The organism is Nostoc sp. 'Lobaria pulmonaria (5183) cyanobiont' (genome assembly GCF_002949795.1).
Classification (GTDB): domain Bacteria; phylum Cyanobacteriota; class Cyanobacteriia; order Cyanobacteriales; family Nostocaceae; genus Nostoc.
The window spans coordinates 3,923,068-3,937,758 of the sequence record NZ_CP026692.1 but is presented as its reverse complement, the minus strand read 5'-3'; the positions used below and the strand labels follow the sequence as shown (position 1 = coordinate 3,937,758).

The window sequence follows — 14,691 nt, the reverse complement described above, 5'->3', positions numbered from 1 at the left end:
ACAAGATATTCATGACATATATGTAGAGCCATAAAAATTACTAAGAATCGCTTGACTTAAGCCTTATGCTTATCAAATAAAAAATTTCTATCTGAATGCGGATTTATCAACTAAAGGGTTGAAAAGATAACTAAATTAATCCGTGTCAAGTGATAGACTCTAAATGTCAACTTACGTAAACCTTTTCTTGTCCTCACTCGATATGTTGAACTCTCCATTACGTGAAGAAGCCCGTAACCAGCGAGCCAATGTCATCCCCCTAAAGCCAGAGTCCTCTTTGTTGGACTGGTTACAAAATAACGGTCGCATCATCGCGCGTGACGTTCACGAACCGGATTTTCAAGCTGACGAAGAAGGAATAGACTCCTTAATGGGTGTAGAAGATGGAATTGGCTACGACCTCGATGATGATGAAGATGATGATATAGGAATCGCTGAGAATTAGCCTTTTTAGGCTAGGGACTTGGTAGTATCCCTAGTTAATGGTATTCAATTTTATAAGTGTGGAGTGAAGGGAAACTTCTGTGGACGCTAAATTATCTCCTGAGCAAGGATTAAGTATTTCTGGAATCGTTCTAGCTTCTTTATTAGCCGTAGGGCTAGGCACAACAGCATTTTTCTTGGATTCGATCGCCAATCGTCTACCTTGGCAAAGTATGTCGTTAACCCTGCCACTGCTGTTGTGTGCGTTGGGTTCAGGTGTGGTGGGCTATTGGGTAATACCTTTACTTCAAGCACTTAAAACTGGACAAATAATTCGCGAAGATGGGCCCCAAGCTCATCTAAAAAAGGCAGGCACTCCCACAATGGGCGGTATATTTTTTATACCTGTATCTGTGCTGCTTGCTTGTATCTTGTCTAACTTTTCTAAAGAGGTGCTTGCAGTTTCGGCTTTGACAATCAGCTACGGATTGATTGGCTGGCTCGACGATTGGCAAATTCTGCGCCGGAAATCAAATAAAGGTATATCTCCACAAACAAAACTGGCTTTGCAGGTGAGTTTTGCGGCTATGTTTTGTCTATGGCTGATGTTTAATCAACCTTCTAATATTACAAATATTGCTTTGCCTTGGGTGAGCTTCACACTACCCTTAGGATTTCTATTTTGGCCTTTAGCAGGTTTTGTGCTAGTTGCAGAAAGTAATGCGACTAATTTAACAGATGGTATTGATGGCTTGGCAGCAGGAACAGTTGCGATCGCACTTTTGGCATTAGGTGCTTTAGTTGCACCAACAGCACCAGGATTGATGGTTTTCTGTGCTGCTTTAAGTGGCGGGTGCTTAGGTTTCTTAGCCCATAATCGTAACCCAGCCCGCGTTTTCATGGGAGATACTGGTTCTTTAGCACTGGGAGGAGCTTTAGCTGCTGTAGCATTATTGACAAACACCTTGGTAGCACTGTTCATTCTCAGTGGTATCTTCTTTGTAGAAACCCTTTCGGTGATGGCACAAGTAAGTTATTACAAAGCCACGAAGGGCCCCGATGGCAAAGGCAAACGTCTCTTCAAAATGGCACCCTTACACCATCATTTGGAACTTACTGGCTGGTCAGAATTGCAAGTAGTTGGAGTGTTTTATATAATCGCTGCGATTTTAGCTACCATTTGTTTAGGCATCGCTCCATTCTGAATGTTTTAAAAACTGCTTGAATATAAAAAACAACTCTCTGAAGATGTGGGAGTTGTTTTTTTATACGAGAAATTTATGAGTTTCTGATTTCTATGCTGGAAAGTCTGACGCTTGATGCCGACTGAAGGGCTGCCCATTCTAGCGTTTGTGGTGTTATGAATTATTAATTATAGGTATTTACATACTCCATAACCCGATTCTTTCCTGTTCGCTTTGCCTCAAGCATCGCTTGATTTGCCCGATTCAGAAAATCCTTAACCGTAATCCCTTGTTCTGATACAGCTATTCCAAAAGAAGCAGTGATACTTTTGAGGATATGATCGCCGTCTTTCAATTGCATTTGTTCAACATCTAACCTTAATTCTTCTGCTCGCTTTCTGAGTGTTTCCAGCGTCATATTAGGCATCACAATCACAAATTCTTCACCACCCCATCTGCAAGCAATGTCAAAAGAGCGAATAGATTTTAACAGCAGTTTTGCTAATTCCTGGAGAACAATGTTGGCAGTCACATGTCCATAGTGAGAGTTGTAAGATTTGAAGTCATCGATATCAAGGAAAATAACACTAAGAGGTTGTCCCGACCGTTCAGCCTCCGCTAGCCTTTGTCCCGTTATGGTTTGCATATAGTTTTGATTGAATAGTTGGGTCATCCCATCCCGCAAGTTCTCATAGGTTAGACGTTGTTTTATCGATAGATTATTTAGTGCAAAGGCTAAATATCTAGCAAGAATCTCAGTAATTTGCTGATCTTCTGGGCTGATTTCTTCAAGGGCATAGATGTGTAAAATGCCAATTACTTCGCCTTTTGTAAACAATGGAACACATAAATGGACACCGCTAACAGGTGGTATTAAGTGGTTGCATATCAATCCTGGATGACAAGACGATGAAAGGTTTAATTTCCCTCTCCGCAATGCCCAACAATCAGATAGTGAAAATACTTCTTTACTGCTTATTTTGCGTCCCCAATTACTATTCATCTGAACATAATTTTTGGAATCAGCAATTATATTGATACAACCACTCATATTAGGAAACAGCTTGGAACAGGTTAAAGCGACCACTTGATACACCTCATCTTCAGACTCACAGGAAAAAAGCATATCTGCCATATCTGAAAGATATATAAGTTCCTGTTTTTTTACCTCTAATTTCAGTGTTTTTTCTTCTAGCTGCCGATTTAGGTCGGTGAGCGATCGCTGTGTTTCGATGGATTCTGTAATATCGATACTGATCCCACCGATGCGCCAAGCGCCCGTTGTATAATCGCTAAATGGAAACTTAAACGATAGCCAGTAGCACGGCTGATCATTACCAGGCATCTTTACCTCTTCAATCAGCTTCAAGGGGCGTAGAGTCTTCAAAACGATTTGATCGTTTTCCATTATCTGCCGCCCCTGTTCTGGATCTGGGAAGAATTCACTATTTCTTTTCCCCATCCATTCTTGTGGATCTAGCGAAAATCTAGACTGTAGCTCCTGGTTGTAGTAAAGCACTCTAGATTGCTCATCTTTGATATAGGCTCCAAACGGGCCCTGATCTAGGAATAGCCGTTGTATCTGCTGCCTGCATTGAAGTTCGCAGGTATCTTCTTGATATCTGGCGATCGCCTCTACAATTTGATAAGCGGTTGGTATCAAGTAAAATAACGCGGACAAGGAAATAAACGCCATTAGATCAAGTACGGCTAAGTGCAACAATGACACTGCTTGATGAGGTTCAAACACAGCCAAAAGGTGATGAAATCCGCAAAACAGTACGAATCCACCTGATAAGAAAAAGGCTAGCCAAAACTTAGAAGGGATAGTTGCCTTAGTTTTTGCAAAGAAAACCCCTATTACTATGGGGATGCTAAAGTATGAAAATGCAGTGATGCCGTGAGCAATTACGCAATTCCAATAACTAAACTCCATCATTAACCTGATATCAACATCTTATCTGTTTAACTATAATTATCTCTGGGTAGCTTCAAAATCCATGTGTACAAAGGATGAGATTCGTGCGTCGTCCGTCTGAATTACTGCTTATCTCACCCGCTTACAAACCTGACTTACCAAGTGAACGAGTTCGGGTAAAATGAGTTTTTCCATCGCTAGGCGCACCGCATTACTGGAACCAGGAAGCGAGAAAATTAATTTATTTTGATAAATACCAGCAACAGCGCGAGAAGCGATCGCCCGCGAACCAATTTCTTGATAACTTAAAAAACGAAATATCTCACCAAATCCCGGTAAGGTTTTCTCCAGTAACTTCTCAATTGCATCGTAGGTGGTATCTCTTGGTGCAATACCTGTGCCACCATTGAAAATTACAGCATCTAAATTTGCGCTTTTACCTAGATTTTCTATCTGCCCTTGGATTTGTGTTGGTTCATCTTTGATAATTGTGTAGGCTCCTACAGTATGGTTAGCACCAAGGAGTAACTCCTGAATTAGCTGGCCACTTTTGTCTGTCTCGGAAGTGCGTGTATCGCTAACTGTAACCACAGCACAAGTTGTTGTAATTATAGGCGAGTCTGGGTGAGGTTGTAACGTCATAGGTAAGTCATGAACTTTTGATCATAGATTATTGGGCATAGGAAATGGCGCATTGGGCATAACAATAATTACCTATGCCCGATGCCCGATACCCTATGACGCCAGTTGCTTCAACGGGGGAACCTCCCTTCGGGTTCGGGGGTTCGCAATCGACGGGAACCGCCATCGCTCTTAGCGTCTCCCCTTGGGAGAAGACTGCGACCCCCTCACCGCAACGCACTGGCTCCCCTATGCCTCATTTTTGCTCAGTCCCAGATCGTTTTCTTCAGCATACCGCTCCATGAAACGCATAAAGCGATCCCATTCTTGGGCAGATTTCATTACATAAAGTGCTTCTAATGCTTCCGGTTTCCCGTTAATAAATTTAGCCTTAACTTCACGGGTTATTATCTCGCCTTCTTCGTCAATCAAGTACATCCCGGTAATATCTTCGGTAGTACCTTGATCTAAAATTTTCGGATTCGTAAAAATAAACGTCGCTGTACCACTCTCGCCAGTGCGCGATCGCGTCAAACGCACATCTGGAATTACCTCTTCGTCAAGACCTCTAGAAAACTGGATTTTCGTCATGATCAATGAATTTAAACTTTTGTGATGGTTAATTTAATATTCTCTCATCAATTAGAACACCACGGTCTAGAGGCTACTGTTATTCATTTTTTTAGTGTATATACTTAAATTGCTTCTTTTTCAAGTAACAAAGTTACTGGGCCATCGTTTTCTATTGTAACTTGCATCATTGCACCAAATTGACCTGTTTCCACCTGCAACCCGCTAGCTCTTAATTCGGTAACAAAATGATTATACAAATCTGCTGCTGATTGAGGAGCGGCTGAACGGTCAAAAGAAGGACGACGACCTTTAAAGGCAGTCACCGTAAAGCGTAAACTGACTGACTACTAACAAATCGCCGCCAATTTCTTGTACAGATTTTTGCCAACGGTCGTCTCCTTCTTGGTCAGGAAAGAGCCGTAATTCCAAGCACTTACGCACCATCCAGTCGATTTCAGCATCAGTATCGGTATTGGCTATACCTACGAGCAAATTTAGCCCCCGCCCAACTTTACCGACAATTTCACCATTAACTGTAACTTGAGATGATTTGACTCGCTGGATAACAACGCGCATTTTAACTAATTCGTAATTCGTAATTATTGTCCAAACACTCGCACGTAATTTACAGCAGTTAGCAAGTTAAGAAGTTGATAATGCAGGGGAGTGAGAAATGCGATGTCTACGACGGGCTACGCCTACGTTATTTTCTCATTTTCATTGCTTAAAATCGATGGCGGAGCCATTAGAAATAAATTCCCAGGTGGAACCTGGGAACGAGTAGTAAGTTCCTAACTTCTAACTTTTATTTGCCAAAGCCTTTACCGCGAGAGGTTGAAGGTAGACAAATGCACTTTTCGAGTTGACTAATTAAAGCCTCACGATCCAAATTTTGACCAATCAGCACTAGTTGGTTTTTCAATTGACCTTTCCATTCATCATCATCCAAAGTGAAGCGTTTACCGCAAAGGTGGAAAATATGACGCTTCGGACTTTCATCAAACCACATAATCCCCTTCGCTCGGAAGATATTTGAGGGTAGCTGGTTATCTAAGAAATACTGAAACTTCCTAATAGAAAAAGGCTTGTCACTCTGGAAAGATATGGAAGTAAAACCATCATTTTCTAAATGGTCAGAATGATGGTGATGATCATGGTCATGGTCGTGATGGTCATGACCACATGTTGAGTGATCATGATCGTCATGATCGTCATGATGATCGTGATGGTCGTGTTCATCCACCACTGTGTCAAAATATTTATCAGACTCAAACAGACCAACACTTAAAATTAAAGGAAGTGGCACTTGCGATCGCGTAGCGCGGATAATTCTTGCTCCTTCCTTGACTTCGTTAATTTTTCCTTCTAACTCGTTCAAAGTGGCTTCATCAACCAAATCTGCCTTATTCAGCACAATTACATCGCCATAAGCAATTTGGCTGTATGCTGCCTCAGAGTTAAATAAATCTAGGCTGTAATTCGCCGCGTCTACCACGGTAATAATCGAATCTAAGCGGGTTAAATCCCGCAATTCTGTGCCCAGAAATGTTAAAGCTACTGGTAGCGGATCTGCCAATCCAGTTGTTTCCACTACTAGATAATCTAGATTTTCTTGGCGTTCTAAAACTTTGTAAACTGCATCTACTAAATCATTATTAATAGTGCAGCAGATACAACCATTATTTAGCTCCACCATGTTCTCACCAGTGGAAACAATTAGCTCGTTGTCGATGCCAATTTCGCCAAATTCATTCACTAGAACAGCGGTTTTTAAACCCTGTTGGTTGTTGAGGATATGATTGAGTAAAGTCGTCTTGCCACTACCGAGGAAACCCGTAATAATTGTTACTGGCATTCCTTGTTTGGGCGTATCCATTGCCGAAGATTCGGGTGTAACTGCTGATTGCATAGCGCTGTTATCAAATAGTCAAAAAATAGTAATGTAGCGCAGATAGTCCAGAAAACACTAGCGCCGCTACGCGGAAGTCAAAAGTCAAAAGTCAAAAACCCTTGATTTATGGGCTTTCGAGATTTTGTCCAATAGTATGTTGATTTCCGCCGTGACGTACTAGCATAGGGATGCTGGACTGTCATCCCAGCTGCCTTACCCTATTATTACGTATCTCCTTATTTCAGCATTACTCTGTTATGACCCTAACCCTTTACAATACCCTCACCCGTCGTCAAGAACCGTTTGAAACTCTCGTTGCAGGCAAGGTTAAGATGTATTACTGCGGCGTGACGGTGTACGACTACTGCCATTTGGGTCATGCGAGAGCTTGCATTGTTTGGGATGTAGTGCGCCGATACCTCCAGTTTATCGGCTATGAAGTCCGATATATCCAAAATTTTACCGATATTGATGACAAAATTCTCAATCGAGCCTGTGTTGAACATTCATCAATGGAAGCTGTAGCCGATCGCTTTATCAAAGCATATTTTGAGGATATGGCGCGGCTGGGGATTAAAGAAGCCGATGAGTATCCCCGCGCTACTCACACGATGAATGGCATTCAACGGTTAATTCATGAGTTGGAAAATAAGGGTTTTGCATACCCTGCTGACGGCGATGTGTATTATGCAGTACGGCAGTTTGCTGAGTATGGCAAGCTTTCGGGACGCAAGTTAGAAGATATGCAGGCGGGGAAAAGCGATCGCGTCAATGTAGAAGATCCAGAGTACCAGAAAAAGAAAGACCCCTTTGATTTTGCTTTATGGAAGGCAGCAAAACCGGGAGAACCTGCTTGGGAATCACCTTGGGGCGCAGGTCGTCCGGGGTGGCACATTGAATGCTCGGCAATGGTGCGCGATCGCCTGGGTGATACCATAGATATTCATGCTGGTGGTGCTGACTTAATTTTTCCCCATCACGAAAACGAAATTGCCCAATCTGAGGCCGTGACAGGAAAACCCCTGGCGCGTTACTGGCTGCATAACGGCATGGTAAAGGTAAATGGTGAAAAAATGTCCAAATCTTTGGGCAACTTCACCACTATTCGAGAATTGCTGGATCGAGGCGTTGACCCAATGGCAGTGCGCTTATTCGTGTTGACCGCTCAATATCGTACACCCATAGATTTTACCGATGAAGCGATCGCCGCAGCAACCAACGGTTGGCACACCATTAAAGAAAGTTTACTCTTCGGCTACCTATATGGCAGAGTACTAGGCTGGGAACTGGAAACTAGCTCACTACTCCCTGAAACTGTTGAACATTTCCAAGAAACTGTGAATAATGACTTTAATTTTCCTGGTGGGTTAACAGTGCTGTTTGAATTAGCCAAAGAAGTGCGTCGTGAGAGAAACATTCTTGTGCATGGAGGGAAAACTGAAACATCACCAGAGAAGTTACAGCGTCAATGGCAAACTCTTGTCACATTGGCTGGAGTTTTGGGTTTAGAAGCCAAGATAGAAGCGGAAATTCATAAAAGTAATGGTTTAAGCGATGCGGAAATTGAGGCACGAATTCAGCAAAGGCAAGAAGCACGTATTGCCAAAAATTTTGCTGAAAGCGATCGCATTCGTGACGAACTTCAAGCAGAAGGTATTACGCTAATTGATAGCCGTGATGGCACGCGCTGGCATCGAAATTAGAGGGGACTGGGAACTAAAAATTGAATTCTTCCCAATGCCCCATGCCCAATTCCCCAATTCCCAATTCCTTAAATTATGTGGTCTGAACTCAAAAAAGCGATCGCTAGTTTCGATATTCCCGCTGATTGGATTGGTATTAGAGCCGTAAAAGAGACTTCTACTACCCGTTCAGTCCGTGACGCCTTACCCCAACTAAACGGCAAATCCTTCACTGTCGGAGCCATGCTGGAAGTTTTGGTCAATGGCTGTCTGGGTTATGCAGCTACTAACTCTCTAGAACTGTCTTCCCTTCAAACCGCTGCTCAAACAGCCTATAAACAAGCACTAGCAGCCAGTGAATGGTGGATACATCCTTTCCGTGAAACTGAGCGTCCTAAAGTTGTTGGTGAATATAAATCTCCATTTCTTGAGCCATTGGATGCTCTGAGTCCAGGGGAAATCAACGATTTACTGGTTCGTATTTGCCAAACGCTCAAAGTTGACGACAAAATTGTGCAAACCATAGCTAGTGCTAGCACAATGGAGAGAGAATCTTGGTTTGTTAGCAGCAACGGCTCAGAAGTCTATCAAAAAATACTATCTATAGGCACCAATTACGGAGTCACTGCCCAAGATGGAGCAGTTGTACAGCAGCGCAGCAACAACGGCTCGCAAGCAAACTGTTACCAAGGCGGACTCGAACTATTAAAACAAGAAAACTTATGGCATCGGGTGCGGCAAATAGGCGAACAAGCAATAGAACTCTTGACAGCAGAAGAATGCCCAACCACCTGTACCAATTTAGTTTTAGCTCCAGATCAAATGATGCTGCAAATCCATGAAAGTGTCGGGCATCCTCTAGAAATTGACCGAATTTTGGGAGATGAGCGTAACTATGCTGGGGGTAGCTTTGTCAATAAAAGTGATTTTGGCAACCTAGTATATGGTTCGCCGTTGATGAATATTACTTTCGATCCCACTGTGCCTGGTGAATTTGCCAGTTATGGCTTTGATGATACGGGTGCTGTAGCAACACGGGAGTATTTAGTTAAAGAAGGTGTACTCCAACGGGGTTTAGGCAGTCTGGAGAGTCAAGTAAGAGCAGGTGTACCAGGAGTTGCCTGTGCCCGTGCTTCCTCATGGAATCGACCAGCGATCGATCGCATGGGTAACTTGAATTTAGAGCCTTTAAACGGCACTTTTGAAGACATTATTGACGGGATACAACACGGCGTTTACATGGAATCTAACCGTTCTTGGTCAATTGACGATCGCCGCTACAAATTCCAATTTGGTTGTGAGTACGCTAAATTAATTGAAAACGGTAAACTTACCAAAACCCTCCGTAATCCCAACTACCGCGCCACAACACCAGAGTTTTGGCATAGTTTAATTAAAGTCGGAGATGCCACAAACTGGCAAATGTATGGTACTGCTTATTGTGGTAAAGGAGAACCAAATCAGGCCATTTGGGTAGGACACGGTTCACCTGTCTGTGTATTTGCTAATGTCGAAGTTTTTGGTGGAGGAATTTGAAAAATACAATAGTTAGGAGTTGGTAGTGAGGAGTTTTGAATTAAGTAAATAGGCATAATTAAATATAAAATAAAATCCTAGCTCGTAGGGAGCGATTCAATCGCTCAAAAAAAGGATTATCAGGACTAAAGTCCTTACTACAAACTTTAATTTTTTTACGCCTAGCTACTTACGAAAATTCTTTTAACTCCTAACTCCTAACTCCTAACTTTCTCCTTACCCTATTCCCTATTAATATTTAATATCTATGAAAATTGAGGAATTATCTGCGTTAGAAGTCAGCTTTAATCGACTGATTGAAAGTCTGCTGCTCAAAAAAGCAGAAGATGAACAATTCACTGTGAGACTCAGCAGTGAAATAAGTCAATTTACTCGTTTTAATCATGCGAAAGTGCGACAAACTGGTTGTGTTGCTGATGGTTGGATAGAACTAACTTTGATGCAAGATCGGCGCAACAGTGTTCAACAGTTTCCCTTTACTGGAAATTGGGAGGTAGACTGGCAGTTAGCATATACTGCTTTGCAAGAACTACGTGACGAACTTATTCTACTACCCGTCGATCCATATCTAGTTTTGCCATCAGGAAATAATATCAGTAGAGAAATACATTCTGGAAATTTATTGGCGGCTGAAGCAGTAGTCCCGACTGTGCTAGAACTAGTTGCTGAATTGGATTTTACAGGAATATACGCAGGAGGAGTGGTAATTAAAGCTTATGGTGATTCTAGCGGTCAAAAACACTGGTTTGCTACTGATTCTTTTACCTTAGATTATTCTCTATTTTCCCCATCGGGACAAGCAGTTAAGGGCACATTTGCCGGGAATGATTGGAATCAATCTAAATATATAGCCAAAATTAGCGAAACTAAAAAACAACTAGAATTGCTTGCTCGCCCAACTAAAGAACTGCCACGGGGACAGTACAAAACTTATTTTGCACCTGCTGCTGTTGCAGATTTATTATTGATGCTTTCTTGGGGAGCGGTAAGCGAAGCTGATATCCAACAAGGAAACAGTGCTTTAGCTGTTTTATCGCGTCAAGAAAAACAACTTTCTCTAAAATTTAGTCTAAAAGAAAATTTTCAGCGGGGATTAGTGCCGCGATTTAATGAATTGGGAGAAATGGCAGCACCGGAGTTACCTGTAATAGAAAAAGGATATTTGGTAAATACTCTGGTGAATTCTCGCACTGCTAAGGAATATCAAAAAATTGCCAACGGCGCTAATGGTTCAGAGACTTTACGAGCGCCAGAAGTCAGTACTGGGAATTTAGTCTTTGAGCAGATTCTTCCGAGTTTAGATACAGGATTATATGTATCGAATTTGCATTACTTGAATTGGAGCGATCGCCAAACTGGTAGAATCACAGGTATGACCCGTTATGCTTGTTTTTGGGTAGAAAATGGAGAAATTATTGCCCCCATTGAAAACTTACGTTTTGATGAAAGTCTCTATCGCTTTTGGGGAGATAAGTTAGTGGATTTTACCACTTTTCAAGAATTCATTCCCGAAGTAGGTACTTATGAAAGTCGCCAACTTGGAGGTAGTTTAGTTCCAGGTATGCTGGTGGAAGATTTTACATATACTTTGTAATCATCTGCTAACGAAAAATCAAAAGCTAGTACCCCACTGCGGAAATAGAGCAACCATTTAAAATCCCTAAAGAGTAGGGCTATATCATTCTATACATAAACCGCCCAGAACTAAAGTTCTTTGGCTTTTAGCTAAAGTCTGTTAAAACGGACTATAACCTTTTCTCAGTCATCTTTGGATGACTTTCGCTATTAGACTCAGAATTCATTCTGAGGCGGGCTAAATGAGAATGAAATAGCTCTGTCTAAAGAGCTACCCAGTACCCATTTTTCTGACTTTTAAAGACTAATTTTATTAATTAAATTATCTCAATTCTAAAATCATCTATTTCTGTAAACTGTATTAATTACAATATCTTTGATAAGTAGGTAAATAATTAATAAGCTCAATAAAAGCTGCCCAAATTGAAGAATTGGATCTAATCGCCAGCCTTGGAAAGTTAAAATAAACCCACACAATAACATTATAATTGGTGTAAATATCGCTTGGATAATATAAAGTGCTAAAGCCCAACTCGTAAGTCTTGCTCCATATTTGACTAGCCAAAATACCATAAAAATCAAGTAAACTACTCCTAAAAGCAAATAAAGAAGTCCCAGTATACTAGCTGAATTTGCTCCAAAGTTAACTTGAGCTAAAGTAAGCATTTTAGAAAAACCCTGTTTAATTAAAAGTCAAAATTTTAAATCTCTTACCAGTTAGGTATAGAAAAGCAAAAGTCTTTATTTATAAAAATTGTTGGGTTTCGCTGTTGCTTAACCCAACCGAGAATTTTTTCCCATCTCTGGTTATAACCTCTATTTTTTCTTACCTGGAGGTGAATTGCGCTGAGTGAGGTTATCAATTTGCAATTGTTGCCGTCCGTTGGTGATAATTCGTAACATCTGCTTGAGATCCTGCTCAATATTTTCCAGGATGCCATCAGCATAAGCATCAGCACCATCTTCGATTTCTTGAGCCTGAGCGATCGCAGTTTGCCTCATTTGCTCTAACTCTTGTTGACAAGCATACCGTTTACGCTCAATTTCGGAGAGAGTTTCTTGCATTATTGCCTCACACTCTTGTTGCACTTGTCGCCGCAGTTGTTCAGCTTCTTGTTCGGCCTGTTGAATAATATCGCTTTCAGCTAAAATTTGCGCTCTTTTTGCTTGTGCGGCCTCAACAACCTGCTGTCCATACTCTTCCGCTTCCAGCAGAATTTCGTCCTTTTGGTTGAGGATAGCTGCTGCTTCTTGAAAAAGCGATGGTAAAGCGAGCCGGATGTAATCAAGCTGATCTAGCAGCTTTTCTTCATCTATGAGAGTGCGTCCCGTCAAAGGAATCCTGAGACTAGAGAGAACCATTTCCTCTAGGCGGTTGAGTTCCTCCTGAATATTTATGCTTCCCTCTCCACCGAGATACTCTTGAGGGGAGGGATTGCTTCCGTTGAGATTGGGTTCAACATTGGAGAGTTCTGATTGTAGCATTGGTATATATCTAGGGCAATGTGTGGGGGAACGAGATGATCGATAGAGCCACCAAACCTTGCAATCTCTTTTACCACACTACTACTTAAAAAACTATACTCATTTGAGGTTGCGAGAAAAACTGTTTCTATTTGGGTAGAAAGAGTTTTATTGGTGTGAGCCATTTGCAGTTCCACTTCAAAATCTGACACAGCACGTAAACCCCGGATCAAAACTTGTGCTTGTCGCATTTGGGCATAGTTGACGGTAAGACCATCAAAGCTGTCTACTTCTACATTCGGTAGATGTTGTGTAGAAAGACGGATCTGATCTAGCCGTTGCTCCACACTAAAAAGTGGCATTTTGTTAGGGTTCCGCAGTACAGCAACAATCACCCGCTCAAACAGCCGACTACCGCGCCCGATGAGATCGAGGTGTCCCAAGGTAATGGGGTCGAAGCTACCAGGATAAATAGCGATCACAATTTTAAATATATCAAAGTTGTTTAGGTGATTATATCGAAACCATTTTGTGTAACTTACTCAAATCTACCATCTTGCGCTCTCGGTAAGGATGGTAAAGTCAATTGTTTTAGTGGCACAAGTTATGCTCAACTAAGCGTTAGGAACTAGACTCCTAAATATGAATACTGGATTTTTATTTACGTCCCCACGATATTGTGGAAGATTCAAGTGTAGTTACAGTATTCGAGACACAAGAAACCCCGTACTTAGCGAAGTACGCGGGTAGTTAAAGAACTTTTCTAGGTAATTTTTCATGGCACTGGATTTTCCCACTTTGCCCTTGGCGTTTCAATTTACTTCTCCAGGACCGATTCTGGTGAAAATAGGGCCACTAAGTATTCGTTGGTACGGCTTGTTAATTGCCACAGCAGTGTTAATTGGCGTCATCCTTTCCCAGAATTTGGCAAAGCGCCGTAACATTAATCCTGAGTTGCTAGGCGATTTGTTCTTTTGGTTGTTGATTGGGGCAATTCCTGGCGCACGACTATATTACGTTTTTTTTGAGTGGTCAAAATATGCCCCAACTCCAGGAAAAATTTTTGCGATCTGGGAAGGAGGTATTGCCATTCATGGAGCGATTCTTGGTGGCGTTGTGGCTGCGTTAATCTTTGCCAGAATCAAGCAGGTTTCTTTCTGGCAACTGGCAGATTTAGTAGCACCTTCGCTGATTTTAGGGCAGGCGATCGGACGTTGGGGCAATTTCTTTAATTCTGAAGCTTTTGGCGCTCCGACTAATTTACCCTGGAAGCTCTATATTCCAGCAGACCATCGTCCTTTAGAATATGTTAGTTTCGATTACTTTCATCCCACCTTCCTCTACGAATCTCTATGGGATTTAATGGTGTTTACGCTACTAATAACATTGTTTTTCTGGTCTTTATCCGGTAAGCCACGTCTCAAGGTAGGCACACTGTTTCTAATTTACTGGCCAGCCTACAGCTTAGGACGCTTGTGGATTGAAGGCTTTCGCACTGATAGCTTGATGCTGGGGCCATTACGGATGGCACAAGTAGTCAGTAGTTTAGGAATTCTATTGGGATTAGTTGGATTAGCTTGGCTTTACTTACTCAAACGCCCTTTACCAGACGTAGTTCCTACTCTTAAGGGAAATGGGGAGAGTGGGAGATGAGGGACTAGGGATGAAGGGTATGTGGAAAAGAGAGCATAATGAAATATTCAATGCCCAATGCCCCATGCCCAATGCCCAAAAATAAAAAATGCCCCAGAGTATTCTCTAGGGCTTAACCAGGGTGCATCTACCATTACTCTCTACTAGCGAAAGAGGGTGAATCCGGAAAGA

13 protein-coding genes and 1 pseudogene are annotated in these 14,691 nt (G+C 41.9%); 6 read left to right on the top strand and 8 right to left on the bottom strand.

What is annotated here, in order from left to right:
• The first annotated feature begins 202 nt into the window (after positions 1–202).
• Both NLP_RS17275 and mraY read left to right on the top strand, forming a co-directional pair.
• Positions 203–445: a DUF3134 domain-containing protein gene (locus tag NLP_RS17275; protein ID WP_104907471.1), complete on the top strand. Its 243-nt coding sequence runs from the start codon at positions 203–205 to the stop codon at positions 443–445.
• 79 nt (positions 446–524) lie between these two features.
• Positions 525–1,628 (top strand): phospho-N-acetylmuramoyl-pentapeptide-transferase, encoded by a 1,104-nt coding sequence (mraY, locus tag NLP_RS17270; RefSeq protein WP_104907470.1) that lies wholly within the window; start codon positions 525–527, stop codon positions 1,626–1,628.
• A 163-nt stretch (positions 1,629–1,791) separates the two neighbouring features.
• On the opposite strand, the gene NLP_RS17265 is transcribed toward mraY, so the two are convergent.
• From NLP_RS17265 to NLP_RS17245, 5 genes and pseudogenes are all read right to left on the bottom strand, one after another.
• On the bottom strand, positions 1,792–3,546 hold the full coding sequence (locus tag NLP_RS17265; RefSeq protein WP_234016969.1) for a diguanylate cyclase domain-containing protein: 1,755 nt from the start codon (positions 3,544–3,546) through the stop codon (positions 1,792–1,794).
• A gap of 108 nt (positions 3,547–3,654) precedes the next feature.
• Positions 3,655–4,167 carry a MogA/MoaB family molybdenum cofactor biosynthesis protein gene (locus NLP_RS17260; protein ID WP_104907469.1) on the bottom strand — a complete coding sequence of 171 codons (513 nt, stop codon included), beginning with the start codon at positions 4,165–4,167 and terminating at the stop codon, positions 3,655–3,657.
• Positions 4,168–4,395: 228 nt separating this feature from the next.
• Positions 4,396–4,737 (bottom strand): photosystem II reaction center protein Psb28, encoded by a 342-nt coding sequence (psb28, locus tag NLP_RS17255; RefSeq protein ID WP_104907468.1) that lies wholly within the window; start codon positions 4,735–4,737, stop codon positions 4,396–4,398.
• Positions 4,738–4,841: 104 nt separating this feature from the next.
• A pseudogene (gene dtd / locus NLP_RS17250) lies at positions 4,842–5,295 on the bottom strand (D-aminoacyl-tRNA deacylase).
• 229 nt (positions 5,296–5,524) lie between these two features.
• Entirely contained in the window at positions 5,525–6,628 is a 1,104-nt protein-coding gene (locus NLP_RS17245; RefSeq protein WP_104907467.1) for a CobW family GTP-binding protein, read from the bottom strand.
• Between the two features lie 239 nt (positions 6,629–6,867).
• Between NLP_RS17245 and cysS the strand changes: the two genes are divergently transcribed.
• The 3 genes from cysS to NLP_RS17230 all read left to right on the top strand — a co-directional run bounded on the left by cysS (position 6,868) and on the right by NLP_RS17230 (position 11,422).
• Entirely contained in the window at positions 6,868–8,313 is a 1,446-nt protein-coding gene (gene cysS / locus NLP_RS17240; RefSeq protein WP_104907466.1) for a cysteine--tRNA ligase, read from the top strand.
• A gap of 75 nt (positions 8,314–8,388) precedes the next feature.
• Positions 8,389–9,828 (top strand): TldD/PmbA family protein, encoded by a 1,440-nt coding sequence (locus NLP_RS17235; RefSeq protein WP_104907465.1) that lies wholly within the window; start codon positions 8,389–8,391, stop codon positions 9,826–9,828.
• A gap of 247 nt (positions 9,829–10,075) precedes the next feature.
• Positions 10,076–11,422, top strand: a complete 1,347-nt coding sequence (locus NLP_RS17230) for a TldD/PmbA family protein (protein ID WP_104907464.1) — start codon at positions 10,076–10,078, stop codon at positions 11,420–11,422.
• A gap of 320 nt (positions 11,423–11,742) precedes the next feature.
• Here the strand turns inward: NLP_RS17230 and NLP_RS17225 are convergent, their stop codons facing one another.
• The 3 genes from NLP_RS17225 to coaD all read right to left on the bottom strand — a co-directional run bounded on the left by NLP_RS17225 (position 11,743) and on the right by coaD (position 13,349).
• Positions 11,743–12,069, bottom strand: a complete 327-nt coding sequence (locus NLP_RS17225) for a Ycf66 family protein (RefSeq protein ID WP_104907463.1) — start codon at positions 12,067–12,069, stop codon at positions 11,743–11,745.
• Between the two features lie 150 nt (positions 12,070–12,219).
• Positions 12,220–12,888, bottom strand: coding sequence for a hypothetical protein (locus NLP_RS17220; RefSeq protein ID WP_104907462.1), 669 nt, complete (start codon positions 12,886–12,888; stop codon positions 12,220–12,222).
• Entirely contained in the window at positions 12,798–13,349 is a 552-nt protein-coding gene (gene coaD, locus NLP_RS17215) for a pantetheine-phosphate adenylyltransferase (RefSeq protein WP_104907461.1), read from the bottom strand. Before coaD ends, NLP_RS17220 begins: the two co-directional genes overlap by 91 nt.
• Positions 13,350–13,644: 295 nt before the next feature.
• On the opposite strand from coaD, the gene lgt reads away from it, so the two are divergent.
• Complete coding sequence (lgt, locus tag NLP_RS17210) at positions 13,645–14,520, top strand: prolipoprotein diacylglyceryl transferase (RefSeq protein ID WP_104907460.1); 876 nt, start codon at positions 13,645–13,647, stop codon at positions 14,518–14,520.
• The last annotated feature ends 171 nt before the right edge of the window (positions 14,521–14,691 follow it).